This is a genomic window from Pseudomonas sp. 37 R 15 (genome assembly GCF_900004865.1).
GTDB lineage: Bacteria > Pseudomonadota > Gammaproteobacteria > Pseudomonadales > Pseudomonadaceae > Aquipseudomonas > Aquipseudomonas fluorescens_AM.
This window is the reverse complement of sequence record NZ_CVTV01000010.1, coordinates 72,120-97,018: the sequence shown is the minus strand read 5'-3', so window position 1 is coordinate 97,018 and position 24,899 is coordinate 72,120. Positions and strand designations below refer to the sequence as shown.

23 protein-coding genes are annotated in these 24,899 nt (G+C 61.6%); 19 read left to right on the top strand and 4 right to left on the bottom strand.

The window, feature by feature from the left end; genetic code table 11:
* Positions 1 to 54: 54 nt before the first annotated feature.
* Both BFQ04_RS02145 and BFQ04_RS02140 read right to left on the bottom strand, forming a co-directional pair.
* Complete coding sequence (locus tag BFQ04_RS02145; RefSeq protein ID WP_065949370.1) at positions 55 to 684, bottom strand: L-threonylcarbamoyladenylate synthase; 630 nt, start codon at positions 682 to 684, stop codon at positions 55 to 57.
* 13 nt (positions 685 to 697) lie between these two features.
* A complete protein-coding gene (locus tag BFQ04_RS02140) occupies positions 698 to 1,561 on the bottom strand; it encodes a PHP domain-containing protein (protein ID WP_065949369.1) in 864 nt (287 codons plus the stop codon).
* Positions 1,562 to 1,648: 87 nt separating this feature from the next.
* Here BFQ04_RS02140 and BFQ04_RS02135 point away from each other — a divergent pair, with 87 nt between their 5' ends.
* From BFQ04_RS02135 to BFQ04_RS02105, 7 genes are all read left to right on the top strand, one after another.
* Positions 1,649 to 2,242 carry a septation protein A gene (locus BFQ04_RS02135; protein ID WP_065949368.1) on the top strand — a complete coding sequence of 198 codons (594 nt, stop codon included), beginning with the start codon at positions 1,649 to 1,651 and terminating at the stop codon, positions 2,240 to 2,242.
* A gap of 1 nt (position 2,243) precedes the next feature.
* Positions 2,244 to 2,543, top strand: a complete 300-nt coding sequence (locus BFQ04_RS02130) for a YciI family protein (RefSeq protein WP_065887633.1) — start codon at positions 2,244 to 2,246, stop codon at positions 2,541 to 2,543.
* Between the two features lie 106 nt (positions 2,544 to 2,649).
* Entirely contained in the window at positions 2,650 to 3,057 is a 408-nt protein-coding gene (locus BFQ04_RS02125) for a translation initiation factor 2 (protein WP_065949367.1), read from the top strand.
* A gap of 7 nt (positions 3,058 to 3,064) precedes the next feature.
* Positions 3,065 to 3,742: a response regulator transcription factor gene (locus tag BFQ04_RS02120; RefSeq protein ID WP_065949366.1), complete on the top strand. Its 678-nt coding sequence runs from the start codon at positions 3,065 to 3,067 to the stop codon at positions 3,740 to 3,742.
* 270 nt (positions 3,743 to 4,012) lie between these two features.
* Positions 4,013 to 4,474 carry an LTXXQ domain protein gene (locus BFQ04_RS02115; protein WP_065949365.1) on the top strand — a complete coding sequence of 154 codons (462 nt, stop codon included), beginning with the start codon at positions 4,013 to 4,015 and terminating at the stop codon, positions 4,472 to 4,474.
* A gap of 69 nt (positions 4,475 to 4,543) precedes the next feature.
* Positions 4,544 to 5,890: a sensor histidine kinase gene (locus BFQ04_RS02110; RefSeq protein ID WP_065949364.1), complete on the top strand. Its 1,347-nt coding sequence runs from the start codon at positions 4,544 to 4,546 to the stop codon at positions 5,888 to 5,890.
* Positions 5,891 to 5,927: 37 nt separating this feature from the next.
* Complete coding sequence (locus BFQ04_RS02105; protein ID WP_065949363.1) at positions 5,928 to 7,277, top strand: CoA transferase; 1,350 nt, start codon at positions 5,928 to 5,930, stop codon at positions 7,275 to 7,277.
* Between the two features lie 120 nt (positions 7,278 to 7,397).
* On the opposite strand, the gene arcD (BFQ04_RS02100) is transcribed toward BFQ04_RS02105, so the two are convergent.
* A complete protein-coding gene (gene arcD, locus BFQ04_RS02100; RefSeq protein ID WP_065949362.1) occupies positions 7,398 to 8,825 on the bottom strand; it encodes an arginine-ornithine antiporter in 1,428 nt (475 codons plus the stop codon).
* 401 nt (positions 8,826 to 9,226) lie between these two features.
* Between arcD (BFQ04_RS02100) and arcD (BFQ04_RS02095) the strand changes: the two genes are divergently transcribed.
* The 12 genes from arcD (BFQ04_RS02095) to BFQ04_RS02040 all read left to right on the top strand — a co-directional run bounded on the left by arcD (BFQ04_RS02095) (position 9,227) and on the right by BFQ04_RS02040 (position 23,679).
* Positions 9,227 to 10,654: an arginine-ornithine antiporter gene (arcD, locus tag BFQ04_RS02095; protein ID WP_065949361.1), complete on the top strand. Its 1,428-nt coding sequence runs from the start codon at positions 9,227 to 9,229 to the stop codon at positions 10,652 to 10,654.
* Between the two features lie 25 nt (positions 10,655 to 10,679).
* Entirely contained in the window at positions 10,680 to 11,936 is a 1,257-nt protein-coding gene (gene arcA, locus BFQ04_RS02090; protein WP_065949360.1) for an arginine deiminase, read from the top strand.
* 11 nt (positions 11,937 to 11,947) lie between these two features.
* Positions 11,948 to 12,958: an ornithine carbamoyltransferase gene (locus tag BFQ04_RS02085; RefSeq protein ID WP_065949359.1), complete on the top strand. Its 1,011-nt coding sequence runs from the start codon at positions 11,948 to 11,950 to the stop codon at positions 12,956 to 12,958.
* 170 nt (positions 12,959 to 13,128) lie between these two features.
* Positions 13,129 to 14,058, top strand: coding sequence for a carbamate kinase (gene arcC / locus BFQ04_RS02080; protein WP_065949358.1), 930 nt, complete (start codon positions 13,129 to 13,131; stop codon positions 14,056 to 14,058).
* Between the two features lie 18 nt (positions 14,059 to 14,076).
* A complete protein-coding gene (locus tag BFQ04_RS02075; RefSeq protein ID WP_065895065.1) occupies positions 14,077 to 14,439 on the top strand; it encodes a DUF5064 family protein in 363 nt (120 codons plus the stop codon).
* A gap of 207 nt (positions 14,440 to 14,646) precedes the next feature.
* Entirely contained in the window at positions 14,647 to 16,155 is a 1,509-nt protein-coding gene (locus BFQ04_RS02070) for a sigma-54-dependent transcriptional regulator (protein ID WP_065949357.1), read from the top strand.
* 407 nt (positions 16,156 to 16,562) lie between these two features.
* The gene (gene gcvH, locus BFQ04_RS02065; RefSeq protein WP_065949356.1) at positions 16,563 to 16,946 is read left to right on the top strand and encodes a glycine cleavage system protein GcvH; all 384 of its coding nucleotides are present in this window, start codon (positions 16,563 to 16,565) and stop codon (positions 16,944 to 16,946) included.
* Between the two features lie 10 nt (positions 16,947 to 16,956).
* On the top strand, positions 16,957 to 19,794 hold the full coding sequence (gene gcvP / locus BFQ04_RS02060) for an aminomethyl-transferring glycine dehydrogenase (RefSeq protein ID WP_065949355.1): 2,838 nt from the start codon (positions 16,957 to 16,959) through the stop codon (positions 19,792 to 19,794).
* A 156-nt stretch (positions 19,795 to 19,950) separates the two neighbouring features.
* Positions 19,951 to 21,327: an L-serine ammonia-lyase gene (locus BFQ04_RS02055; RefSeq protein WP_065949354.1), complete on the top strand. Its 1,377-nt coding sequence runs from the start codon at positions 19,951 to 19,953 to the stop codon at positions 21,325 to 21,327.
* Between the two features lie 39 nt (positions 21,328 to 21,366).
* Positions 21,367 to 22,491 (top strand): glycine cleavage system aminomethyltransferase GcvT, encoded by a 1,125-nt coding sequence (gcvT, locus tag BFQ04_RS02050; RefSeq protein WP_065949353.1) that lies wholly within the window; start codon positions 21,367 to 21,369, stop codon positions 22,489 to 22,491.
* Positions 22,492 to 22,883: 392 nt separating this feature from the next.
* The gene (locus BFQ04_RS02045; RefSeq protein ID WP_065949352.1) at positions 22,884 to 23,096 is read left to right on the top strand and encodes a cold-shock protein; all 213 of its coding nucleotides are present in this window, start codon (positions 22,884 to 22,886) and stop codon (positions 23,094 to 23,096) included.
* A gap of 94 nt (positions 23,097 to 23,190) precedes the next feature.
* On the top strand, positions 23,191 to 23,679 hold the full coding sequence (locus BFQ04_RS02040) for an RDD family protein (RefSeq protein WP_065949351.1): 489 nt from the start codon (positions 23,191 to 23,193) through the stop codon (positions 23,677 to 23,679).
* A 136-nt stretch (positions 23,680 to 23,815) separates the two neighbouring features.
* Here the strand turns inward: BFQ04_RS02040 and nadA are convergent, their stop codons facing one another.
* Entirely contained in the window at positions 23,816 to 24,874 is a 1,059-nt protein-coding gene (gene nadA, locus BFQ04_RS02035) for a quinolinate synthase NadA (protein WP_065949350.1), read from the bottom strand.
* Between the last annotated feature and the right edge of the window lie 25 nt (positions 24,875 to 24,899).

The following is a 24,899-nucleotide window of genomic DNA, read 5'->3' as shown; positions in this document are numbered from 1 at the left end:
TGGCAGTTCCTGCTGAGCGCCCGCCTGGGGATCGACGGTTTCCACGACCGACATTCAGGCCTCGACCATAAACGGCGTAGGGTCGCCGCATCCCACACGGATCACTTCAGGTTCGCCGTCGGCCAGGTTGATCACGGTGGACGCCTTGCCGCCGCCGAAGCCGCCGTCGATGATCAGATCGACCTGCTTCTCCAGCAACTGGCGCATTTCGTACGGGTCTTCCAGCGGTTCGGTATCGCCCGGCATGATCAACGACACGCTCATCAGCGGCTCACCCAGCTCGGCCAGCAGCGCCAGGGCAATCGGGTGTTCCGGCACGCGCAGGCCGATGGTGCGCTTCTTCGGGTGCAGCAACAGGCGCGGCACTTCGCGGGTAGCGTTGAGAATGAAGGTATACGGCCCTGGGGTGTGCGCCTTGAGCAAGCGGAAGGTGCCCGTGTCGACCTTGGCGAACAGCCCCAGCTGCGACAAGTCGCTGCAGATCAGCGCAAAGTTATGATTTTTGTCCAGGTCACGCAGGCGTCTGACCCGCTCGACCGCGCCTTTGTCGCCGATCTGGCAACCGATGGCGTAGGACGAATCTGTTGGATAGATCACCACGCCGCCGGCGCGAATGATCTCGACGGCCTGTTTGATCAGGCGCGCCTGGGGGTTTTCCGGATGAATCTGGAAGAATTGACTCACGTGTTCTACCTGTTCAGACGGTGGCAATAATGGGGTCATGCTTGAATCGTCCCCACAACAGCGGCAGATCATCCGGTACCTGGCGATACTCGCCGATCTCGGACCAGCCGCCCGGGCCATGAAAATCACTGCCGGCACTGACCAGCAGACCAAATTCGCGGGCCAGGATCGCCAGGCTGCCGACCTGCTCGGCGGGTTGATGCCCGTTGACCACTTCGATCGCGTGGCCGCCCGCTCCAATATAGTCGCCTATCAGCTTGCGGCGCTTGCTGCGGGTGAAATCGTAATGCCAGGGGTGCGCCAGGCTGACCCAGGCGCCGGAGGCCCGCAGGGTGCCGACGGTGTCTTCCAGGGTTGGCCAGTGTTGCTTCACATCACCCAGCTTGCCCGCGCCCAACCATTTACGGAAAGCTTCGGCGCGGTCCTTGACGAAACCTTCACGCACCATCCAGTCGGCAAAGTGCGGACGGGCCGGTGCATTGCCGCTGTCGCCCAGCTCCTGCTGGATGGCGCGGGCGCCGTCCAGGGCGCCAGGCATGCCTTTGAGGCTGAGCTTGCGGCTTATTTCTTCGGACCGCAGCCAGCGGCCATCGTGCAATTGGGCGATGGCCGCCACCAGGGCCGGGGCGTTTTGCTCGAAACCGTAGCCGAGCACGTGAATGGTGGCGCCGCCCCAGGTGCAGGACAATTCCACGCCGTTGACCAGTTGCATACCCAATGCGTTAGCCGCCGCGCGGGCCTCATCGAGGCCTTCGAGGGTGTCGTGGTCGGTCAGCGACAGGACTCGCACGCCTTTTTCAAACGCACGCGCAACCAGTACCGCAGGCGCCAGGGCGCCGTCGGAGGCCGTGCTGTGGCAGTGCAAATCAACATTCACGGGAGTGTGTAACCTCAAGTCAGCTGGCGCTATCGCAACCAAGGATGTTTGTTATTATGCCGCCACATCCAGCTTCTGGCTCTTACTGTGAAACAATTCATCGACTTCATCCCGCTGTTGCTGTTTTTCATCGTTACCAAACTCGACCCCAGGGTCATCGATATCGCCGGTCACGAACTGTCGTTCGGCGGCATCTACAGCGCCACCGCCGTGCTGATCATCAGCTCCATCGTGGTGTACGGCGCCATCTTCATCTCCCAGCGCAAGCTGGAAAAAAGCCAGTGGCTGACCCTCATCGCCTGCCTGGTGTTCGGCGGCCTGACCCTGGCCTTCCACAGCGAAACCTTCCTCAAGTGGAAAGCCCCGGTGGTCAACTGGCTGTTCGCCCTGGTCTTCATCGGCAGCCACTTCATTGGTGATCGCCTGCTGATCAGGCGGATCATGGGCCACGCGCTGACTTTGCCGGAGCCGATCTGGGTACGCTTGAACGTGGCCTGGATCGTGTTTTTCATCTTCTGCGGTGCCGCCAACCTGTTCGTGGCGTTTACCTTTCAAGACTACTGGGTCGACTTCAAGGTGTTCGGCAGCCTGGCCATGACCCTGCTGTTCCTGGTCGGCCAGGGTATCTACCTGTCGCGCCACCTGCATGACACTGCCACCACGCCGAAAACCGAGGACTGACATGCTCTACGCCATCATTGCCACCGATGTTGCCAATTCGCTGGAAAAACGCCTGAGCGTGCGCCCGGCCCATGTCGAACGCCTCAAGCAGCTGCAAACCGAAGGCCGCATCGTACTGGCTGGCCCGCACCCGGCCGTCGACAGCAACGACCCGGGCGACGCGGGTTTCACCGGCAGCCTGATCGTTGCCGAGTTCGCGTCCCTGGCCGATGCCCAGGCGTGGGCCAAGGCTGATCCTTATGTGGCGGCGGGCGTCTACGCTGATGTCGTGATCAAGCCGTTCAAGCAAGTCCTGCCTTGAGCCCGGTGGCGCCGAACCAAAACGCTTGGGCGCCAGCCTGATGGCTCATTATTCCCGCTAACCTGCCGACAACGTTCTGAATATTCGTGTGGAATCAGGAGTTCCGATGCGCTTACGTCAGTTGTGTCTGTTGGCAATGTTAATGATCGGGGCGACGGCCCATGCTGAAGAACTTTCGAATGGTGGCAGCTCCACGCCGCTGTCCTTGAGTGCCGGCAGCCAGATCACCGAATTGCAGCAACGCTTGAAAGAAAGCGAAGGGCTACGCGAAGCGCTGAGCAAGCAACTGCAAGGCGCGCAATCGAACCCGGAAAGCGCGCAACTGAGTCGTTTGCGCCAGGAGAACCAACGCCTGGTCCAGCAACTCAAAGAAACACAGGCCGGTGCCTTGACTCGATGGCTGACCGAGCAGCAGCAATGGTTTGTCATCGGCGCGGGCGTCGCACTGATCGCCTTGCTGTGCGGTATCTTTGCCAGCGGTGGGCACCGTCGTCGTCGACAATGGCTAAATTGAGTGAGTCATGAGCGAGCTGTTACTGATAGATGATGACCAGGAGCTCTGTGAGCTGCTGACCAGTTGGCTGAGCCAGGAAGGTTTCCAGGTGCGCGCCTGCCATGACGGCTCCAGCGCCCGCAAGGCCTTGGCCGAAGCCGCTCCAGCAGCGGTGGTGCTCGACGTGATGCTGCCCGACGGCAGTGGCCTGGAGTTGCTCAAGCAATTGCGCAACGACCACCCGGAGTTGCCGGTGCTGATGCTCTCGGCCCGCGGCGAACCCCTGGACCGCATCCTCGGCCTGGAACTGGGCGCCGACGATTACCTGGCCAAGCCCTGCGACCCGCGCGAACTCACCGCGCGCTTGCGCGCCGTGCTGCGCCGCAGTCATCCGGCTGCCGTGTCGTCCCAACTGGAGTTGGGCGACCTGTGCTTCAGCCCGGTGCGCGGGGTGGTCAGCATCGACGAACAGGAATTTACCCTGACGGTCTCCGAAAGCCGCCTGCTCGAAGCCTTGCTGCGCCAACCCGGCGAACCCCTGGATAAACAGGAACTGGCGCAGATCGCCCTGGGCCGCAAGTTGACCCTCTACGATCGCAGCCTGGACATGCACGTGAGCAACCTGCGCAAGAAGATCGGCCCGCACCCGGACGGCCGGCCACGGATCGTGGCGCTGCGTAGTCGTGGTTACTATTATAGTTTTTAGGGGGCAGCTATAAGCTACAAGCTGCAAGCTGCAAGCTGCAAGTAAGAGCTGTTCACTTGTAGCTTGTAGCTTGCAGCTTGCCCCTTACAGCTTGCAGCTTGCAGCTTGCAGCTTGCAGCTTGCCCCTTACAGCTTGCAGCTTGTAGCTTGTAGCTTGCAGCTTGCAGTTTGCCCCTTACCAAACCTTTACGCTCCGCTGACGGCGGCTGACCTTGCCCTGGGTAACCTACTCACATCCGGACTCACCGGAACAGAGACAGGAGAATCACCATGCGCAAGACCCTTATCGCTTTGATGTTCGCCGCTGCACTGCCTACCGTCGCCATGGCCGCCATGCCGGAAGGCCCAGGCCCGATGGGCGGCCCGGAAGGCCACATGATGGGTGGCCCGGGTCACGGTGAACACGGTCCGCGTGGTAAAGGCGGCCCGTTCAGCCAGCTGGATTTGAGCAAGGAACAACGCGAGCAGATCCGCAAGCTGATGGGTGACCAATGGCACGCTCGCAAAGAGCTGACCCAGAAGTACCTGGACAAACTGCCGGCCGCTGACCAGAAAGCCATGCAGGACGAAATCGCCGCCGGCAAGCAGAAAACCCAGGCCGGTATCCGCGCCATCCTCAAGCCCGATCAGCAGAAGCAGTTCGACGAGATCGTCAAGCAACAAGAGCAGCGTCGTGCCGAATGGAAGGAATTCCAGGCCTGGAAAGCGCAACAGCCGCAAAAAGCGCAATAATGCCCTAGCGTTAATGCTCCCAGCCCAGTGGCCCCCCGCCACTGGGCTTTTCCTGTTTGAGGGTTTCCCGTGCGTTCATTGTTCTGGCGCATCCTGGCGAGTTTCTGGTTGGCCATCGCCCTGGTTGCCGGGTTGTCGATCCTGCTTGGGCATATGCTGAACCAGGACGCCTGGATTCTCAGCCGCCATCCCGGCCTCAACAATCTGGCGCAAGAGTGGACGCAACTCTACGAAGCCCAGGGCGAAGAGGCTGCCCAGGAGTTGCTGCAGCAGCGCAAGCGCCAGTACCACATTGACGTGCAAGTGCTCAACGAGGGCGGCGAGCCGGTGGTACGCGGCACCTTCCCGCGCCGTGCCGCCGCCTTCGAAGCCCGGCAGAATGACAGCCAGGACGGCCATCTGCCCTGGCGGCGCCTGACCGCCGAATACACCAGCGAAAAAACCGGCGACACCTACCTGCTGATCTATCGCATTCCCCATCCGGAGCTGGATGCCTGGCACCGCAGCAGCCTGTTATGGCCGTTCAGCGCCCTGGCCATTGCCCTGGTGGTGCTGACGCTGTTCAGTCTGTTGGTGACCCTGTCCATCACCCGCCCGCTCAGCCGACTGCGCGGCGCGGTGCACGACCTGGGCCAAGCCACATACCAGCAGAACAGCCTGGCGCAATTGGCCAATCGCCGCGATGAATTTGGCGTACTGGCCACCGACTTCAACCGCATGGGCGCCCGCCTGCAAAGCCTGATCGGCAGCCAGCGCCAACTGTTGCGCGACGTCTCCCACGAACTGCGCTCGCCCCTGGCCCGCTTGCGTATCGCCCTGGCCCTGGCCGAGCGCGCCAGCCCCGAAGAACGGGAAAAACTCTGGCCGCGCCTGACCCGCGAATGCGACCGCCTGGAAGCCCTGATCAGTGAAATTCTGGTACTGGCCCGGGTGGATGCCGACAACGCCAGCGCCGAAGAGATCGACCTCAACCCGCTGCTCAAGACGCTGCAAAAGGACGCCCAGCTCAGCGCGCCGGAGCAAGAGGTGCAACTGACGGCTGAACCCGACCTGCGCCTCAAGGGCTGGCCGACCATGATCGAACGCGCCGTGGATAACCTGCTGCGCAATGCCCAGCGCTTCAACCCGGCCGGCCAACCCATCGAGTTGCACGCGCAGCGGCACGGCGACCGGATCCTGATCAGCGTGCGCGATCACGGCCCCGGTGTCGACACCGAGCACCTGAGCCAATTGGGCGAGCCGTTCTACCGCGCCCCCGGTCAGACCGCGCAAGGCCACGGCCTGGGCCTGGCGATTGCACGTCGCGCCGCCGAACGCCATGGCGGCCACCTGATCCTGGCCAATCACCCAGGCGGCGGCTTTGTCGCCAGTATCGAGCTGCCATTGGCACCTGGGGTTGTCACACCGGCCGGATGATCTTCTATAGTGGCCCTTCTCTTAAGGAGGGCCTTCGATGACTGACCTGCTGACATCCATCCAAGCCGCACTCGATCTACCGCACACCCCGCTGACCCTGAGCGAGCCCGGCGCCCTGCCCTCGGCCTTCGCCGTGACTGATCTGGCCGCCGCCAGCATCGGCGCCGCCGGCCAGGCCGTTGCCGAGCTTATCCGCCAACAGACCGCACGTTTGCCGAGCATCAGCGTAGACCGTCGCCTCGCCTCGTTCTGGTTTTCCTCATCGATTCGCCCGCTGGGTTGGCAAGTGCCGCCGCTGTGGGACCCGATAGCCGGTGACTACGCCAGCGCCGACGGCTGGATTCGTTTGCACACCAACGCTCCCCATCACCGCGCCGCCGCTGAGCGGGTGCTGGGCAACGTGACTGAACGCGCGCAAATGGCGCGTAACGTCGCCAAGTGGAACGCCGCCGAACTGGAACAGGCGGTGGTCGACGCAGGCGGTTGCGCGGCGCAGATGCGTACGTGGCAAGCCTGGCAGGGCCACGCCCAAGGCATGGCGGTGAATGCCGAGCCCCTGATACAGCGGCAGGCCTTCGCCACCGTCGGCAACAAACCCTGGCTCGGCACCATGGCCCGACCGCTGGCCGGTATCAAGGTGCTGGATTTGACCCGCGTCCTGGCCGGCCCGGTCGCCAGTCGTTTTCTCGCGGGTCTGGGCGCGGACGTATTGCGCATCGACTCGCCCACCTGGGACGAGCCCGGCGTGGTGCCGGAAATGACCCTGGGCAAGCGCTGCGCGCGGCTTGACCTGAAAAGCGCCGAAGGCCGGCAGGTCTTCGAAGCGTTACTCGGGGACGCCGACATTCTGTTCCACGGTTACCGCGCCGATGCGTTAGAGCAACTGGGCTACGCGGGCGACGACCTGCAACGCATCGCGCCGGGCCTGATCGACGTCAGCCTCAACGCCTATGGCTGGAGCGGCCCATGGCGCAATCGGCGCGGGTTTGACAGCCTGGTGCAGATGAGCAGCGGGATTGCCGAAGCCGGCATGACTGGGAAGCAGGCGGACAAACCGTTGCCCCTGCCGGTGCAGGCGCTGGACCACGCGACCGGGTATTTGATGGCAGCGAGCGCGATCCGGGCGTTGGGCGAACGCTTGAAGTCCGGGCGTGGTGGTTCGGCGCGGTTGTCGCTGGCGCGCACGGCGAAGTTACTGGTGGATGCGGGGCAGGTGCCGGAGCAACCGGCGTTGCGGGCCGAAGAAGCGGGTGATCAAGGTCTGGTGGTGGAACAGACCGCCTGGGGCCAGGCGCATCGATTGCTGGCGCCGCTGACGATCAGCGGTACGCCGTTGCAATGGGAGGTGCCGGCTGGGGAATTGGGGTCGCATCGGCCTCAGTGGTGACCTCAAAACCGCTATCGGGGGCAAGCCCCCCTCCCACTTTTGACTGGGTTCACAAATCAAATGTGGGAGGGGGCTTGCCCCCGATGAGGCCAGTACAGCCACTATCAATCCCCCAACCGCTCACAAGGACAACACCCCACTGTACAGCCCATAGGCCGCCACTGCGGCGCCCGCCATTACACACCCGAAAATGCCTTTCTCCACCGGGGTAAACAAGGCCTGGCCCTGCTCGCGCTTGGCCTGGGCGAACAGAATCACACCCGGGGCATACAACAGCGCCGACAGCAGCAGGTATTTCAGGCCGCCGGCATACAAAAGCCATACGGCGTAAGCCAGGGCAATCAGGCCCACCAGCAAGTCCTTCATGCGTCGATGCCGGGCGCCCTCATAGGTTTCCCCACGCCCGCTCAACAGCACCGCATAGGCCGCCGACCACAGGTACGGCACCAGAATCATCGACGATGCCAGGTAGATCAGGGTGGTGTAGGTACTGGCTGAAAACAGCGTAATCACCAGGAATGCCTGGATCATCACATTGGTCAGCCACAGCGCGTTGACCGGCACCTGGTTGGCGTTTTCCTTCTTCAGGAACGCCGGCATGGTCTTGTCCTGGGCGGTGGCGTAAAGGATTTCCGCACACAGCAACGCCCATGACAACAGCGCCCCGAGCAGCGAAACCGCCAGGCCGATGCTGATCAATATCGCTCCCCAGGGCCCGACGATATGTTCCAGCACCCCGGCCAGAGAGGGGTTTTGCAATTGCGCCAGTTCCGGCTGGCTCATGATCCCCAGGGACAGCACATTCACCAGCATCAACAGCGCCAGCACGCCGAGAAACCCAATCACGGTGGCCCGGCCCACGTCCGCGCGTTTCTCGGCCCGTGCCGAGTAGACGCTGGCGCCTTCAATACCGATGAACACAAACACCGTGACCAGCATCATGTGGCGCACCTGCTCCGTCACACTGCCCATCTGTGGGTTGCCCAGGCCCCAGATATCGCGGCTGAAGATGTCGGCCTTGAACGCCACCGCGGCAATCACGATAAACATCAGCAGCGGCACAATTTTCGCCACCGTGGTGATCTGGTTGATGAACGCCGCCTCCTTGATCCCGCGCATCACCAGGAAGTGCACGGCCCACAGCAACACGGATGCACAGCCGATGGCCAGCGGCGTATTACCCTGGCCGAACACCGGAAAAAAGTAGCCGAGGGTGCTGAACAGCAAGACGAAGTAACCGACGTTGCCCATCCACGCACTGATCCAGTAACCCCAGGCGGACGAGAACCCCATGTAGTCGCCAAACCCCGCCTTGGCGTAGGCATACACGCCAGAATCGAGTTCCGGCTTGCGGTTGGCCAGGGTCTGGAACACGAAGGCCAGGGTCAGCATACCGACCGCCGTGATCGCCCAGCCGATCAGCACCGCGCCCACGCCCGCGCGCGCGGCCATGTTCTGTGGCAAGGAAAAGATCCCACCGCCGATCATCGAACCCACCACCAGGGCGATCAGGGCACTGAGCCGAAGTTTCTGTGCGGGGTGGGGCATGAAGATTCCTCGAAGTCAATTTTTCAGCTGGCATCCACACGCTCATCTAATTCACTTTAATCGTGTAGATCTTCATAACATAAGGGCATGTAAAGACAGGATATTTAGGCTTATTTAGAATTTAAATAAGTGCATGATAAATCGAGCGTCAAACTTTAATAAAAAAGTTTGCACATTGGCCAATGCAAACTAGCGTCATACATCCACGTCCCACCAAATAATTAACCAGGCTGCAAGAACCGCTGTGCAACGCGCTTCTTCGGGATTTTCATCATCCCACGTACTTCCATCCTAAGTCATTAATTCACAATGGAATGTGCCAATGAAGTGATCTGAGTCAGTTGTTTGATTAGCGCACGGAATTATTCTGTGATCTCTCTCTCCTGCATTGGAGTCACGCAATGTCTGATTCACCCGCAAAACTTAGGCTTGGTGCGCTGGTTGCCCTCGTCGTCGGCTCGATGATTGGCGGTGGGATCTTCTCATTGCCGCAAAATATGGCCGCCAGTGCCGACGTAGGCGCGGTGTTGATTGGCTGGGTAATTACCGCCATCGGCATGTTGACCCTCGCATTCGTGTTCCAGACCCTCGCCAACCGCAAGCCAAACCTGGACGGCGGTGTCTACGCCTACGCCAAGGCCGGGTTCGGCGACTACATGGGGTTCTCGTCCGCCTGGGGTTACTGGATCAGTGCCTGGCTGGGCAACGTCGGGTATTTCGTACTGCTGTTCAGCACCCTCGGTTACTTTTTCCCGATCTTTGGCGAAGGCAACACCCCGGCGGCCGTGATTGGCGCGTCGGTGTTGCTGTGGGCCGTGCATTTCCTGGTGCTGCGCGGGATCAAGGAAGCGGCGTTCATCAACCTGGTGACCACCGTCGCCAAAGTGGTGCCGTTGGTGCTGTTCGTGTTGATCGCACTGTTCGCGTTCAAACTGGACATCTTCACCGCTGACATCTGGGGCATGAAAAATCCGGACCTGGGCAGCGTGATGAACCAGGTGCGCAACATGATGCTGGTCACCGTGTGGGTGTTCATCGGTATCGAGGGCGCGAGCATCTTCTCGTCCCGTGCGGAGAAACGCAGCGACGTCGGCAAGGCCACCGTGATCGGTTTTATCACCGTGCTGCTGTTCCTGATGCTGGTGAACGTGCTGTCCCTGGGCATCATGACCCAGCCGGAACTGGCCAAGCTGCAGAACCCATCGATGGCCGCCGTGCTGGAGCATGTGGTGGGCCACTGGGGCGCGGTGCTGATCAGCGTCGGCTTGATCATTTCGCTGCTGGGCGCGTTGCTGTCGTGGGTGCTGCTGTGCGCGGAGATCATGTTCGCCGCCGCCAAGGACCACACCATGCCGGCGTTTCTGCGCCGCGAAAACGCCAACCACGTGCCGGTCAACGCCCTGTGGCTGACCAACGCGATGGTCCAGCTGTTCCTGGTCATCACGCTGTTTTCCGCCAGCACTTACCTGTCGCTGATCTACCTCGCCACCTCGATGATCCTGGTGCCTTACCTGTGGTCGGCAGCTTATGCGCTGTTGCTGGCGGTGCGCGGCGAGACTTATGAAAACGCTCTTAAGGAACGCAAGAAAGACCTGTTCATCGGCGCTATCGCCCTGATCTATGCGATCTGGCTGCTCTACGCCGGCGGCACCAAATACCTGCTGCTTTCCGCCCTGCTCTACGCCCCCGGCGCGATCCTGTTCGCCAAGGCCAAGCATGAACTGGGCAAACCGATATTCACCCACGTCGAGAAGCTGATTTTCGCCGCAGTGGTCATTGGCGCCCTGGTGGCGGCTTATGGGCTCTACGACGGCTTCCTGACTCTGTAACTGTAGGTTCACTGGAGGATCTGTAATGACCACGGAAAAAGTTAAGTACGGCGTACATTCCGAAGCCGGCAAACTGCGCAAAGTCATGGTGTGCTCCCCAGGCTTGGCCCACCAGCGGCTGACCCCCAACAACTGCGACGAGCTGCTGTTCGATGACGTGCTCTGGGTGGCCCAGGCCAAGCGCGACCATTTCGATTTCGTCACCAAGATGCGCGAGCGGGACATTGATGTGCTGGAAATGCACAACCTGCTGACCGACATCGTCGCCATCCCTGAGGCTCTGGACTGGATCCTTGAACGCAAGATCACCGCCAATACGGTTGGCCTGGGCCTGGTCGAAGAAGTCGGTTCCTGGCTGCGCAGCCTGGAGCCACGCAAGATCACCGAGTTCCTGATCGGTGGCGTGTCGGCCGATGACTTGCCGAGCAGCTTCGGCGGCAGGACCATCGAGATGTTCCGCGACTTCCTCGGCAACGCCAGTTTCATTCTGCCGCCGCTGCCCAATACCCAGTTCACCCGCGACACCACCTGCTGGATCTACGGCGGCGTGACGCTCAACCCGATGTACTGGCCGGCGCGACGCCAGGAAACCCTGCTGACCAGCGCCATCTATAAATTCCACCCCGAATTCACCCAGGCTGACTTCCAGATCTGGTACGGCGACCCCGACCAGGACCACGGCGCCGCCACGCTGGAAGGCGGTGACGTGATGCCGATCGGCAACGGCGTGGTGTTGATCGGCATGGGCGAACGTTCCTCCCATCAGGCCATCGGCCAACTGGCGCGCAATCTGTTCAAGAACAAGGCAGTGGAACGCGTGATCGTCGCCGGCCTGCCCAAATCCCGCGCGGCCATGCACCTGGACACCGTGTTCAGCTTCTGTGACCGCGACCTGGTCACCGTCTTCCCCGAAGTGGTCAACCAGATCGTGCCCTTCACCCTGCGCCCTGACGAGAGCAAGCCCCACGGTATCGATATCCAACGGGAGACCACCAACTTCCTCGATACCGTCGCCGCCGCCCTCAACCTCAAGGCGCTGCGTGTCGTCGAGACCGGCGGCAACAGCTTCGCCGCTGAACGCGAGCAGTGGGATGACGGCAACAACGTGGTGGCCGTGGAACCGGGCGTGGTGATCGGCTACGACCGCAACACCTACACCAACACCCTGCTGCGCAAGGCCGGGGTGGAAGTCATCACCATCAGCGCCGGTGAACTGGGCCGAGGCCGTGGCGGCGGCCACTGCATGACCTGCCCGATCATCCGCGACCCAATCGACTATTAAGGAGATCCATCATGGCTTTCAATATGCGCAACCGCAGCCTGCTGTCGCTGATGCACCACACCACCCGCGAGCTGAACTACCTGCTGGACCTGTCCCGCGACCTCAAGCGCGCCAAATACACCGGCACCGAGCGTCCGCACCTGCAGGGCAAAAACATCGCGTTGATCTTTGAAAAAACCTCGACCCGCACCCGCTGCGCGTTCGAAGTGGCGGCCCACGACCAGGGCGCCCACGTCACCTATATCGACCCGGTGTCGTCGCAGATCGGCCACAAGGAAAGCATGAAAGACACTGCCCGCGTACTCGGGCGCATGTTCGATGCCATCGAGTACCGTGGCTTTGCGCAGGAAATCGTCGAAGAACTGGCCAAATTCGCCGGCGTGCCAGTGTTCAACGGCCTCACCGCCGAATTCCACCCCACGCAAATGATCGCCGACACCCTGACCATGCGCGAACACAGCGACAAGCCGCTGCATGACATCAGCTACGCCTACCTTGGGGACGCGCGCTACAACATGGGCAACTCGCTGCTGATGATCGGTGCCAAACTCGGCATGGACGTGCGCATCGGCGCGCCAAAAGCGCTGTGGCCACACGACGATTTCATCAAGCAGTGCCAGGCCTTCGCTGAAGAAAGCGGCGCACGCATCACCATCACCGAAGACCCGGTCGAGGCGGTCAAGGGCGTGGACTTCATCCACACCGATATCTGGGTGTCCATGGGTGAGCCGGTGGAAGCCTGGGACGAGCGTATCGAGCAACTGCTGCCTTACCAGGTCAACGCCAAGATGATGAAGGCCTCGGGCAACCCACGGGTGAAGTTCATGCACTGCCTGCCGGCGTTTCACAACAGTGAAACCAAGGTCGGCAAGGACATCGCCGCGCGCTACCCGCACTTGGCCAATGGCGTGGAAGTGACCGAGGAAGTCTTCGAATCGCCGGCCAACATTGCCTTTGAGCAGGCGGAAAACCGCATGCATACCATCAAGGCGATCCTGGTGTCGGCGTTGGCGGATATCTGATTTCTACACAGCTTCTACTGTAGGAATAGGGTCAACATGTGGGAGGGGGCTTGCCCCCGATGGCGGTGCCTCACGGGCAGATTTTTCGACTGACACACTGCTATCGTGGGCAAGCCCCCTCCCACACGTGTCCTGTGTTCACAACGATGGATTTCAGAAGGACATTCTTTATGCGCATCGTCGTAGCCCTGGGCGGCAACGCCCTCTTGCGCCGTGGTGAACCCATGACCGCGGACAACCAACGCGCCAATATCCGCATCGCCACCGAACAGATCGCCAAGATCCATGCCGGCAACGAGCTGGTGATCGCCCACGGCAACGGCCCGCAGGTCGGCCTGCTGTCGCTGCAGGCGGCGGCCTACACCAGCGTTTCGCCTTATCCGCTGGACGTGCTGGGCGCCGAAACCGAAGGCATGATCGGCTACATCATCGAACAGGAGCTGGGCAACCTGCTGGACTTCGAAGTGCCTTTCGCCACCCTGCTCACCCAGGTTGAGGTGGACGCCAACGACCCGGCCTTCCAGAACCCCACCAAACCCATCGGCCCGGTGTACGCCAAGGCCGAAGCGGAAAAGCTCGCCGCTGAAAAAGGCTGGGTCATTGCCCCGGATGGCGACAAATACCGCCGTGTCGTGGCCAGCCCACGCCCGAAACGCATCTTCGAAATCCGCCCGATCAAATGGCTGCTGGAGAAAAAGGCCATTGTGATCTGCGCCGGCGGCGGCGGTATCCCGACGATGTATGGCGAAGATGGCAAGCTCAAAGGCATTGAAGCGGTGATCGACAAAGACCTGTGTTCATCCTTGTTGGCCGCGCAGTTGGACGCCGACCTGCTGGTAATCGCCACCGACGTCAACGCGGCATTCGTCGACTTCGGCAAGCCCACCCAGAAGGCCATCGGCCAGGCCCATCCGGACGCCATGGAGCAACTGGGCTTCGCCGCCGGTTCCATGGGGCCCAAGGTCCAAGCGGCCTGCGAGTTCGCCCGCCAGACTGGCAAAACCGCAGTGATCGGTTCACTCTCGGACATCGAAGCCATCGTCCAGGGCCACGCCGGCACGCGCATCAGCACGGCGACACCTGGCATCACGTATCTGTGAAGTAGAGGAGATTTGCCTATGGCTACCTTTGAACCGGGACACTTGCACGTCGAACGTCACGCACTCAACGAGCATGACTACAGCTACAACCTGTGCATCGACTATGAAGTCAGCCAGGACCCCAAGGAAGGCAAGGGTATGTTGTTCAAGCTGCACGGTTCGGTGCAGGGCAAGGACCTCAAGGAAGAATTTTTTCTGCCCAAGGACCAGGCATTCGACTTTGCCCGGCATGCGATGAACATCGCGCAGAAATACGGCATGCCGAAAATGGCCGTGCTGAACGGGTCGATGCACAAGCAGTACGACTTGATGTTCGAAGATGTGCGCCATCAACTGGATGTGAAATCCGGCGATCCGGTCAAACCCGAACACCTGGAGTAACCCAACTGCACTGACACAACACTGTGCAAAATGTGGGAGGGGGCTTGCCCCCGATGGCGGTGGATCAGCCAACGAATCTGTAGCTGACACACCGCATCGGGGACAAGCCCCCTCCCACATTTGATCGCCATCAGGTGTCAGATTTCACCTGCGCCCCGCTCCAAGGCATACTTGCCGCCTCTGCTCTCCAGAATTGCCAATCGCCCCATGCGTATCCACGTCAGCTTCATCGACCGCGTCGGCATCACCCAGGAAGTCCTGGCCCTGCTGGGTGGGCGCAATCTCAACCTGGATGCGGTGGAGATGGTGCCGCCCAACGTCTACATCGACGCACCGACCTTGAGCGCCGAGGTGCTCGAGGAACTGCGCGATGCGTTGTTCAGCGTGCACGGTGTACAGGCGGTGACGGTGGTCGACATCCTCCCCGGCCAGCGCCGCCACCTGCAACTCGACGCGCTGCTGGCGGCCATGACCGACCCGGTGCTGGCCCTGGACAGCGCGGGCACGATCCTGTTGGCCAACCCGGCGTTGATCGCCCTGTACGGCCGCGAACCGGCCGGGGAAAGCATCGCCCAGCTGTTCAACGACCCTGGGCTGCTGGACACCTTGCTGGAACAAGGCTTTCGCCTGCCGCTGCGCGAGATCAGCGTCAACGGCCAGACCCTGTTGCTGGACGCCACGCCGATCACCGATGCCGGCGCCCTGCTCACTCTCTACCCGCCCAACCGCATCGGCGAGCAACTGTCGGCGCTGCACCACGACCATGCCGAAGGTTTCGACGCGCTGTTGGGCGAGTCCCCGGTCATCCGCACCTTGAAGGCGCGCGCGCAACGAGTGGCCGCGCTGGATGCCCCGCTGTTGATCCAGGGCGAAACCGGCACCGGCAAAGAGCTGGTCGCACGCGCTTGTCATGCGAACAGCGCCCGTCACAGTGCACCGTTCCTGGCGCTGAACTGTGCCGCACTGCCGGAGAATCTGGCCGAGAGTGAATTGTTCGGATACGCCCCCGGTGCCTTTACCGGCGCCCAGCGCGGCGGCAAGCCGGGGTTGATGGAACTGGCCAACCAGGGCACGGTGTTCCTCGATGAGATCGGCGAAATGTCGCCGTACCTGCAGGCCAAGTTGCTGCGTTTTCTCAACGACGGCAGCTTTCGCCGGGTGGGCGGCGACCGCGAAGTGAAGGTCAATGTGCGCATCCTCAGCGCCACCCACCGCGACCTGGAAAAGATGGTCAGCGAAGGCACCTTTCGCGAAGACCTGTTCTACCGCCTCAACGTACTCAACGTTGAAGTACCGCCGTTGCGCGCGCGTGGCCAGGACATCCTGTTGCTGGCGCGCTACTTCATGCAGCAGGCCTGCGCGCAGATCCAGCGCCCCGTCTGCCGCCTGGCGCCCGGTACTTACCCGGCGCTGCTGAGCAACCGTTGGCCGGGCAACGTGCGTCAGTTGCAAAACGTGATCTTCCGCGCCGCCGCCATCTGTGAGAGCAGCCTGGTGGACATCGGCGACCTGGACATCGCCGGCACGTCCGTCGCCCGCCAGAGCGATGGCGAAATCGACAGCCTGGAACAAGCGGTGGAAGACTTCGAACGCGACCTGCTGGAAAAGCTCTACACCAGCTACCCTTCGACCCGCCAACTGGCCAGCCGGCTGCAAACCTCCCATACCGCGATCGCCCATCGCCTGCGCAAGTACGGCATTCCCAACAAGCTCTAGCTCAAATACAAAACCAATGTGGGAGGGGGCTTGCCCCCGATTGCGCTGTGTCAGCCAACTTATCTCTCACTGACCCACCGCTATCGGGGGCAAGCCCCCTCCCACATTTGAAATGCATTTCCAGGTTTTGGTCTGAGAACGACATCCCATGTACTGAAAGCGCTACAGCGTAACGATATCGCTACAACCCTGCTTTTTGCGCGCCATGCAAGGCTTTGATCCACATAGCCTTTTTTTCCAACGCTCAACTGTAGCGAAATCGCTACAGCTGAAAGACCTGGCCCGCTCGATAATTTCAATAACCCATTGTTTTGTAACACTTTAATAACATTGGCCGCGATATTGCTAAGTAACTCCCCATTATTCCAATCCCGTCCACCAGACGAATCTGGCCCTGAGGAGTTTCCATGAGCGAGTTGCGTTTCACTGAAGATCACGAATGGCTGCGCGCCGAAGCCGATGGCAGCGTCACCGTGGGCATTACCGCTTTTGCGCAGAACGCGCTGGGTGATGTGGTTTTCGTGCAACTGCCTGAGCTGCAGGCCTACGACAAGGGCGCTGAAGCGTCCACCGTGGAGTCGGTCAAGGCCGCCAGCGGCGTGTACATGCCGTTGGACGGTGAAGTTCTCGAAGTCAACGACAAGCTCGATGGCAGCCCCGAACTGGTCAACGAAGACCCGATGGGCGACGGCTGGTTCTTCCGTTTCAAACCGACCGATGCCAGTGCAGTGGCTAAGCTGTTGGATCAGGATGCGTACGACCGCCTGATCAAAGCCAACGCTGAAGCCTGAGGAGCGCGCCATGACCGTTAATCTGACCACCGCCAACGAATTCATCGCCCGCCACATCGGGCCGCGCCAGGAAGACGAGCAGCACATGCTCGCCAGCCTGGGTTTTGATTCCCTCGAAGCCCTGAGCGCCAGCGTGATCCCGGAAAGCATCAAGGGCACCAGCGTGCTCGGCCTGGAAGACGGCCTGAGCGAAGCCCAGGCCCTGGCCAGGATCAAGGCGATTGCCGGCCGCAATCAATTGTTCAAAACCTATATCGGCCAGGGCTACTACAACTGCCATACGCCGTCGCCGATCCTGCGTAACCTCCTGGAAAACCCGGCCTGGTACACCGCCTACACCCCTTACCAGCCCGAGATTTCCCAGGGTCGCCTGGAAGCGCTGCTGAACTTCCAGACCCTGATCAGCGACCTCACCGGCCTGCCGATCGCCAACGCCTCCCTGCTCGACGAAGCCACCGCCGCCGCCGAAGCCATGACCTTCTGCAAGCGCCTGAGCAAGAACAAAGGCAGCAACGCGTTCTTCGCCTCGGTACACAGCCACCCGCAAACCCTCGACGTCCTGCGCACCCGCGCCGAGCCACTGGGCATCGATGTGGTAGTGGGCGATGAGCGCGAACTGAGCGACGTCAGCGCATTTTTCGGCGCCCTGCTGCAATACCCGGCGAGCAACGGTGACGTATTCGATTATCGCGAGCTGACCGAACGCTTCCACGCTGCCCATGCGCTGGTTGCCGTGGCCGCCGACCTGCTGGCCCTGACCCTGCTGACCCCGCCGGGCGAATTCGGCGCCGACGTGGCCATCGGCAGTGCGCAGCGCTTCGGTGTGCCGCTGGGCTTTGGTGGCCCGCATGCGGCGTACTTCTCTACCAGGGATGCGTTCAAGCGCGACATGCCGGGCCGTCTGGTCGGGGTGTCGGTGGACCGTTTCGGCAAGCCGGCCCTGCGCCTGGCCATGCAGACCCGCGAGCAACATATCCGCCGCGAGAAAGCCACCAGCAACATCTGCACCGCCCAGGTGCTGCTGGCCAACATCGCCAGCATGTACGCCGTTTACCACGGCCCTGAAGGCCTGACCCGCATCGCCCAGCGCGTGCACCAGTTGACCGCGATCCTGGCCAGGGGCCTGACCGCCCTGGGCCTGAAAGTCGAGCAGGAAAACTTCTTCGACACGATCACCCTCAACACCGGTGCCAACACCGCCGCCCTGCACGACAAGGCCCGTGCCCAGCGCATCAACCTGCGCGTGGTGGACGCCGAACGTGTCGGCCTGTCGGTCGACGAGACCACCACCCAGGCCGATATCGAAGCCCTGTGGAACATCTTCGCCGACGGCAAGGCCCTGCCCGCCTTCGCCGCGACCGAAAGTACCCTGCCGACCGCCCTGTTGCGCCAGTCGCCGATCCTCAGCCACCCGGTGTTCAACCGTTATCATTCGGAAACCGAGCTGATGCGCTACCTGCGCAAGCTGGCCGACAAGGACCTGGCGCTGGACCGCACCATGATCCCGCTGGGTTCATGCACCATGAAGCTCAACGCCGCCAGCGAAATGATCCCGGTGACCTGGGCCGAATTCGGTGCCCTGCACCCGTTCGCCCCGGCCGCACAAAGCGCCGGCTATCAGCAACTGACCACCGAACTGGAGGCCATGCTCTGCGCGGCCACCGGTTACGACGCCATTTCCCTGCAACCGAACGCCGGTTCCCAGGGTGAATACGCCGGCCTCCTGGCGATCCGCGCCTACCACCAGAGCCGTGGCGAAGCGCGTCGCGACATCTGCCTGATCCCGTCGTCGGCCCACGGCACCAACCCCGCGACCGCCAACATGGCCGGTATGCGCGTGGTGGTCACCGCCTGCGACGCACGTGGCAACGTCGACATCGAGGACCTGCGCGCCAAGGCCATCGAGCACCGCGAGCACCTCGCCGCGCTGATGATCACCTACCCGTCCACCCACGGTGTGTTCGAGGAAGGCATCCGCGACATCTGCGCGATCATCCACGACAACGGCGGCCAGGTGTACATCGACGGCGCCAACATGAACGCGATGGTGGGCCTGTGCGCACCGGGCAAGTTCGGCGGCGATGTCTCCCACCTGAACCTGCACAAAACCTTCTGCATCCCCCACGGCGGTGGCGGCCCGGGCGTTGGCCCGATTGGCGTCAAGTCGCACCTCACGCCATTCCTGCCAGGCCACGCGGCCATGGAGCGCAAGGAAGGCGCGGTCTGCGCCGCACCGTTCGGCAGCGCCAGCATTTTGCCGATCACCTGGATGTACATCAGCATGATGGGCGGCGCGGGCCTCAAGCGCGCTTCGCAATTGGCAATCCTGAATGCCAACTACATCTCCCGTCGCCTGGAAGAGCATTACCCGGTGCTGTACACCGGCAGCAACGGCCTGGTCGCGCACGAGTGCATCCTCGATCTGCGCCCGCTCAAGGACAGCAGCGGCATCAGCGTGGACGACGTGGCCAAGCGCCTGATCGACTTCGGCTTCCATGCGCCGACCATGTCGTTCCCGGTGGCAGGCACCTTGATGATCGAGCCGACCGAAAGTGAATCCAGGGAAGAACTGGACCGCTTCTGCGATGCCATGATCGCCATTCGCGAAGAGATTCGCGCCGTGGAAAACGGCACCCTGGACAAGGACGACAACCCGCTCAAGAACGCCCCGCATACCGCAGCGGAACTGGTGGGCGAATGGAGCCACCCTTACAGTCGCGAACAGGCGGTCTACCCGGTTGTTTCGCTGATCGAAGGCAAGTACTGGCCGCCGGTGGGCCGGGTCGACAACGTGTTTGGCGATCGCAACCTGGTGTGTGCGTGCCCGTCTATCGAGAGCTACGCGTAACCTGTCTGGCTGAACGCGGTCAAAAAATGTGGGAGGGGGCTTGCCCCCGATAGCGGTGTGTCAGCCACTCTATCTATCAACTGACACTCCGTCAGCGGGGGCAAGCCCCCTCCCACCTTTTGACCACCTCAATAATAAGAAACCGGAGAACAACTCATGTCTTTAAGCGTGTTCGACCTGTTCAAAATCGGCATCGGCCCCTCCAGCTCCCACACCGTCGGCCCGATGCGCGCCGCCGCGCGCTTCGTCGAAGGCCTCAAGCGTGATGCGCTGCTCAATGCCACCCACCGCATCAAGGTGGAACTCTATGGCTCCCTCGGCGCCACCGGCAAAGGCCACGGCAGCGACAAGGCCGTGTTGCTGGGCCTGGAAGGCGAACACCCGGACACCGTGAACACCGAAACCCTGGCCTCACGCCTGGCGCAGATGCGCAGCGACGGCCGCCTCAACCTGCTCGGCGAACACAGCATTGCGTTCAACGAGAAAGAACACCTGGCGATGATTCGCAAACCCCTCGCCTACCATCCCAACGGCATGATCTTTCGTGCCTTCGATACGGCCGGTATCCAGGTCCGCAGCCGCGAGTACTACTCGGTCGGCGGCGGCTTTGTAGTGGATGAAGATGCCGCCGGTGCCGACCGCATTGTCGAAGACGCCACGCCCCTGACCTTCCCGTTCAAACATGCCAAGGACTTGCTCGGCCATTGCAGCACTTACGGGCTGTCCATCAGCCAGGTGATGCTGACCAATGAAAGCGCCTGGCGCCCGGAAGCGCAAACCCGCGCCGGCCTGCTGAATATCTGGCAGGTCATGCAGGACTGCGTGGATGCGGGTTGTCGCAACGAAGGGATTTTGCCGGGCGGCTTGAAGGTCAAGCGTCGTGCCGCGGCCCTGCATCGTCAACTGTGCAAGCACCCGGAATCGGCGCTGCGCGACCCACTGTCGGTACTTGACTGGGTCAACCTGTATGCGCTGGCGGTCAACGAAGAAAACGCCAACGGCGGGCGTGTCGTCACCGCGCCCACCAACGGTGCGGCCGGGATCATTCCGGCCGTGCTGCATTACTACATGCGCTTTATCCCCGGCGCCAACGAAGACGGCGTGGTGCGCTTCCTGCTCACCGCCGCTGCCATTGGCATTCTGTACAAGGAAAACGCCTCGATCTCCGGCGCCGAAGTCGGTTGCCAGGGCGAGGTCGGCGTGGCCTGTTCCATGGCCGCCGGCGCACTCTGCGAAGTGTTGGGCGGCAGCGTGTCACAAGTGGAAAACGCCGCCGAGATCGGCATGGAACACAACCTTGGCCTGACCTGCGACCCCATCGGCGGGCTGGTGCAGGTGCCGTGCATCGAGCGCAATGCGATGGGCTCGGTCAAGGCGATCAACGCTGTGCGCATGGCCTTGCGCGGCGATGGGCAGCACTTTGTTTCCCTCGACAAAGTGATCCGCACCATGCGCCAGACCGGCGCCGACATGAAAAGCAAATACAAGGAAACCGCCCGTGGCGGTTTGGCAGTCAACATTATCGAGTGCTGACGCCTACAAGCGCGCCAGCACGTTTTTCAGGAGCTGAACATGTCCACCGAAACCCTGTTGAAAACCCCGTTGCACGCCCTGCACCTTGAACTGGGCGCGCGCATGGTGCCCTTCGCCGGCTACGACATGCCGGTGCAATACCCGCTGGGCGTGATGAAAGAGCACCTGCACACCCGTGAACAGGCCGGCTTGTTCGATGTGTCGCACATGGGCCAGATCCGCCTGACCGGCGCCAATGCCGCCAAGGCCCTGGAAACCCTGGTGCCGGTCGACATTATTGACCTGCCGGTGGGCATGCAGCGCTACGCAATGTTCACCAACGAGCAGGGCGGCATCCTCGACGACCTGATGGTGGCCAACCTGGGCAACGACGAACTGTTCCTGGTGGTCAATGCCGCCTGCAAAGACCAGGACCTGGCGCACCTGCGTCAACACATCGGCGACCAGTGCAGCATCGAGCCGCTGTTCGAAGAACGCGCGCTGCTGGCCCTGCAAGGCCCGGCGGCGGTGAAGGTGCTGGCGCGCCTGGCACCGCACGTTACCAAAATGACCTTCATGCAGTTTGCCTCCCTGCGCTTGCTGGGTGTGGACTGCTACGTCAGCCGCTCCGGCTACACCGGTGAAGACGGCTTCGAAATTTCCGTACCGGCCGAAAATGCCGAGCGCCTGGCCCGCAGCCTGCTGGCCGAAGTCGAAGTGCAGGCGATCGGCCTGGGCGCTCGCGACTCGCTGCGCCTGGAGGCCGGCCTGTGCCTGTACGGTCATGACATGAATACCGAGACCACGCCAATCGAAGCCAGCTTGCTATGGGCGATCTCCAAGGCGCGCCGTGCCGATGGCGCGCGTGCCGGCGGCTTCCCCGGTGCAGACCGGATCTTCACCCAGCAGCAAACCGGCGTGAGCCGCAAACGCGTAGGCTTGTTGCCCCAGGAACGCACTCCGGTGCGTGAAGGCGCGGAAATCGTCGACGCACAGGGTACGGTGATCGGCAGCGTGTGCAGCGGTGGTTTTGGTCCAACCTTGGGCGGACCGCTGGCGATGGGTTACCTGGACAACGCATTTGCCGCACTGGATACCGAAGTGTCTGCGCTGGTGCGTGGGAAAAAGGTGCCATTACGTGTAAGTAAAATGCCATTTGTCCCGCAACGTTACTTCCGTGGCTGATGGAGCGTTTCCATAAGTAACGCGGTTGCGTTACGTGCACTAAACTGTAACGCAGCCGCCATATAACAGTGCACAAGCGATAGTCATTGTTATAGGGCATGCCCTATAACAAGTGAGCACGCCTATCGAATAAGCTGGCGCCACTTTATTCACCCAATTGTCATCAACCCGAGCAAAATCGGGCTTTCTGGCAGGGCTTGTTTTTTTCATATTAGTTGGCGTAGAGTTTGCCCACTGTGTTTGCATGGGTCGCTTGGAACCTGGACCTGGGCAGTAGCTGAAGTAGTTGTGCTACAACCCGTTCGACGTCTCTTACTTTCCTGCAACCCAGCCCAGTACTCTTTCATGTGAAAGAGGCTGTCATTAATTTTTAGCGTCAAAGGAAAGAAGAAATGTCGACACGTCAGAGCGGTACCGTCAAGTGGTTCAATGACGAAAAAGGCTTTGGTTTTATCACTCCAGAAAGCGGTCCGGATCTGTTCGTGCATTTCCGCGCTATCCAGGGCAACGGCTTCAAAAGCCTGAAGGAAGGCCAAAAGGTTACCTTCGTGTCAGTGCAGGGCCAAAAAGGCCTGCAGGCTGACGAAGTCCAAGCAGAAGGCTGATCCTTCCTGCGACAAAAAGCCCCTGATATGACATCAGGGGCTTTTTTATGGGCGCCATTGCGTAAACTGCACGTTTTCAGCCGAGAGCCCTGCCATGTCCACCCCCCTGTTGCGCCCCCAAGGCGAGTTCCCCGCTGTTGGCCTGGGCCGCCGCCTGGCAGCGATGTTCTATGATTTCCTGTTGTGCACCGCGCTGCTGATCGTCACCGCGTTTATCTACAAGCTGGTGTGGATCGCCTTTGTGGGTGAGGCGAAGATGCGCACACTTACCGAATCCGGCGCACTGGACGGTGACCCGCTGCTGTCGACGATTCTGCTGTTTGTGCTGTTCGGTTTCTTCGCCAAGTTCTGGACCCATTCCGGGCAAACCCTGGGCATGCAGGTATGGGGCGTGCGCGTGCAAAACGCCGACGGCACGCGTATCAGCCTGTGGCAGGCACTGTTGCGCTTTGTGGTGTCGATTGCGTCGTGGTTGTGCGTGGGGCTGGGGTTTATCTGGTCGCTGTTCGACAAGCAAAAGCGTAGTTGGCATGACATCTATTCGAACACGCAACTGGTGCGTATCCCCAAGCAAAAGAAGTAACCACAAGATAGCGCACATCCAAATGTGGGAGGGGGCTTGCCCCCGATGGCGGTGTGCCAGTCACCCGATATATTGACTGATCCACCGCTATCGGGAGCAAGCCCCCTCCCACAGTTTTTACCCGGGCAGCCTTGTGTCAGGCGTTGCCGGCGAGCTTGAGGCGTGCAGCCTGGGTGAAGTCGAGCATGCGCTTGAGCGGCCGCACCGCCTGCGGGATCACCGAGGGCTCGACGAATACCTCGTTAGTGCCCTCGCGCAAGCACTGCAATGTACGCTCCAGCGTATTCATCGCCATCCACGGGCAATGCGCGCAGCTGCGGCACGCGGCACCGTTACCGGCGGTAGGTGCTTCGATGAAGACCTTGTCCGGGCACAGCTGCTGCATCTTGTAGAAGATGCCGCGGTCGGTGGCGACGATGAACGTCTTGTTCGGCAGGCGCTGCGCCGCCGCAATCAACTGGCTGGTGGAACCGACGGCGTCCGCCAGTTCGATCACCGAAGTCGGCGATTCCGGGTGGACCAGGATTGCGGCCTCCGGATACAGCGCCTTCATGTCTTCGAGCTGCTTGGATTTGAACTCTTCGTGGACGATGCAGGCACCGTCCCACAGCAGCATGTCGGCGCCGGTCTGACGCTGGATGTAAGTGCCCAGGTGTTTGTCCGGTCCCCAGATAATCGTCTCGCCGTTGTCCATCAGGCTTTCGACGATCTCCAGCGCGCAACTGGACGTCACCACCCAATCGGCACGGGCTTTGACTGCCGCCGAGGTATTGGCGTAGACCACCACCGTGCGCTCGGGGTGCTGGTCACAGAACGCGGAGAACTCATCCACCGGGCACCCCAGGTCCAGGGAGCAGGTGGCTTCCAGGGTCGGCATCAGGATACGTTTTTCAGGGGTAAGGATTTTCGCGGTTTCGCCCATGAACCGCACCCCGGCCACCAGCACGGTCCTGGCCGGATGAGCGGCGCCGAAGCGCGCCATTTCCAGGGAGTCGGACACACAGCCGCCGGTCTCTTCGGCCAGGGCCTGAATCACCGGGTCGCAGTAGAAGTGGGCGACCAGCACCGCGTCTTGCGCTTTGAGCTCGGCGGCAATGGCAGCCCGCAGGCTCGCCTCTTCATCGGCGCTGAGGGCCTTGGGCTGCTTGGCGTCCAGATGGGCTTGAACCAGTAGGCGTTCGGAAATATGGGTCATGTTCGCAAGACCTGCAGGCGCAGTA

What these genes read in the sequence shown, in the direction of transcription:
- BFQ04_RS02130 (WP_065887633.1), top strand. Translation starts at nt 2,244, where the DNA reads ATGCTCTACGCCATCATTGCCACCGATGTTGCCAATTCGCTGGAAAAA.
- BFQ04_RS02125 (WP_065949367.1), top strand. Translation starts at nt 2,650, where the DNA reads ATGCGCTTACGTCAGTTGTGTCTGTTGGCAATGTTAATGATCGGGGCG.
- BFQ04_RS02120 (WP_065949366.1), top strand. Translation starts at nt 3,065, where the DNA reads ATGAGCGAGCTGTTACTGATAGATGATGACCAGGAGCTCTGTGAGCTG.
- BFQ04_RS02115 (WP_065949365.1), top strand. Translation starts at nt 4,013, where the DNA reads ATGCGCAAGACCCTTATCGCTTTGATGTTCGCCGCTGCACTGCCTACC.
- BFQ04_RS02105 (WP_065949363.1), top strand. Translation starts at nt 5,928, where the DNA reads ATGACTGACCTGCTGACATCCATCCAAGCCGCACTCGATCTACCGCAC.
- arcD (WP_065949362.1), bottom strand. Translation starts at nt 8,825, where the DNA reads ATGCCCCACCCCGCACAGAAACTTCGGCTCAGTGCCCTGATCGCCCTG.
- arcD (WP_065949361.1), top strand. Translation starts at nt 9,227, where the DNA reads ATGTCTGATTCACCCGCAAAACTTAGGCTTGGTGCGCTGGTTGCCCTC.
- arcA (WP_065949360.1), top strand. Translation starts at nt 10,680, where the DNA reads ATGACCACGGAAAAAGTTAAGTACGGCGTACATTCCGAAGCCGGCAAA.
- BFQ04_RS02085 (WP_065949359.1), top strand. Translation starts at nt 11,948, where the DNA reads ATGGCTTTCAATATGCGCAACCGCAGCCTGCTGTCGCTGATGCACCAC.
- arcC (WP_065949358.1), top strand. Translation starts at nt 13,129, where the DNA reads ATGCGCATCGTCGTAGCCCTGGGCGGCAACGCCCTCTTGCGCCGTGGT.
- BFQ04_RS02075 (WP_065895065.1), top strand. Translation starts at nt 14,077, where the DNA reads ATGGCTACCTTTGAACCGGGACACTTGCACGTCGAACGTCACGCACTC.
- BFQ04_RS02070 (WP_065949357.1), top strand. Translation starts at nt 14,647, where the DNA reads ATGCGTATCCACGTCAGCTTCATCGACCGCGTCGGCATCACCCAGGAA.
- gcvH (WP_065949356.1), top strand. Translation starts at nt 16,563, where the DNA reads ATGAGCGAGTTGCGTTTCACTGAAGATCACGAATGGCTGCGCGCCGAA.
- gcvP (WP_065949355.1), top strand. Translation starts at nt 16,957, where the DNA reads ATGACCGTTAATCTGACCACCGCCAACGAATTCATCGCCCGCCACATC.
- BFQ04_RS02055 (WP_065949354.1), top strand. Translation starts at nt 19,951, where the DNA reads ATGTCTTTAAGCGTGTTCGACCTGTTCAAAATCGGCATCGGCCCCTCC.
- gcvT (WP_065949353.1), top strand. Translation starts at nt 21,367, where the DNA reads ATGTCCACCGAAACCCTGTTGAAAACCCCGTTGCACGCCCTGCACCTT.
- BFQ04_RS02045 (WP_065949352.1), top strand. Translation starts at nt 22,884, where the DNA reads ATGTCGACACGTCAGAGCGGTACCGTCAAGTGGTTCAATGACGAAAAA.
- BFQ04_RS02040 (WP_065949351.1), top strand. Translation starts at nt 23,191, where the DNA reads ATGTCCACCCCCCTGTTGCGCCCCCAAGGCGAGTTCCCCGCTGTTGGC.
- nadA (WP_065949350.1), bottom strand. Translation starts at nt 24,874, where the DNA reads ATGACCCATATTTCCGAACGCCTACTGGTTCAAGCCCATCTGGACGCC.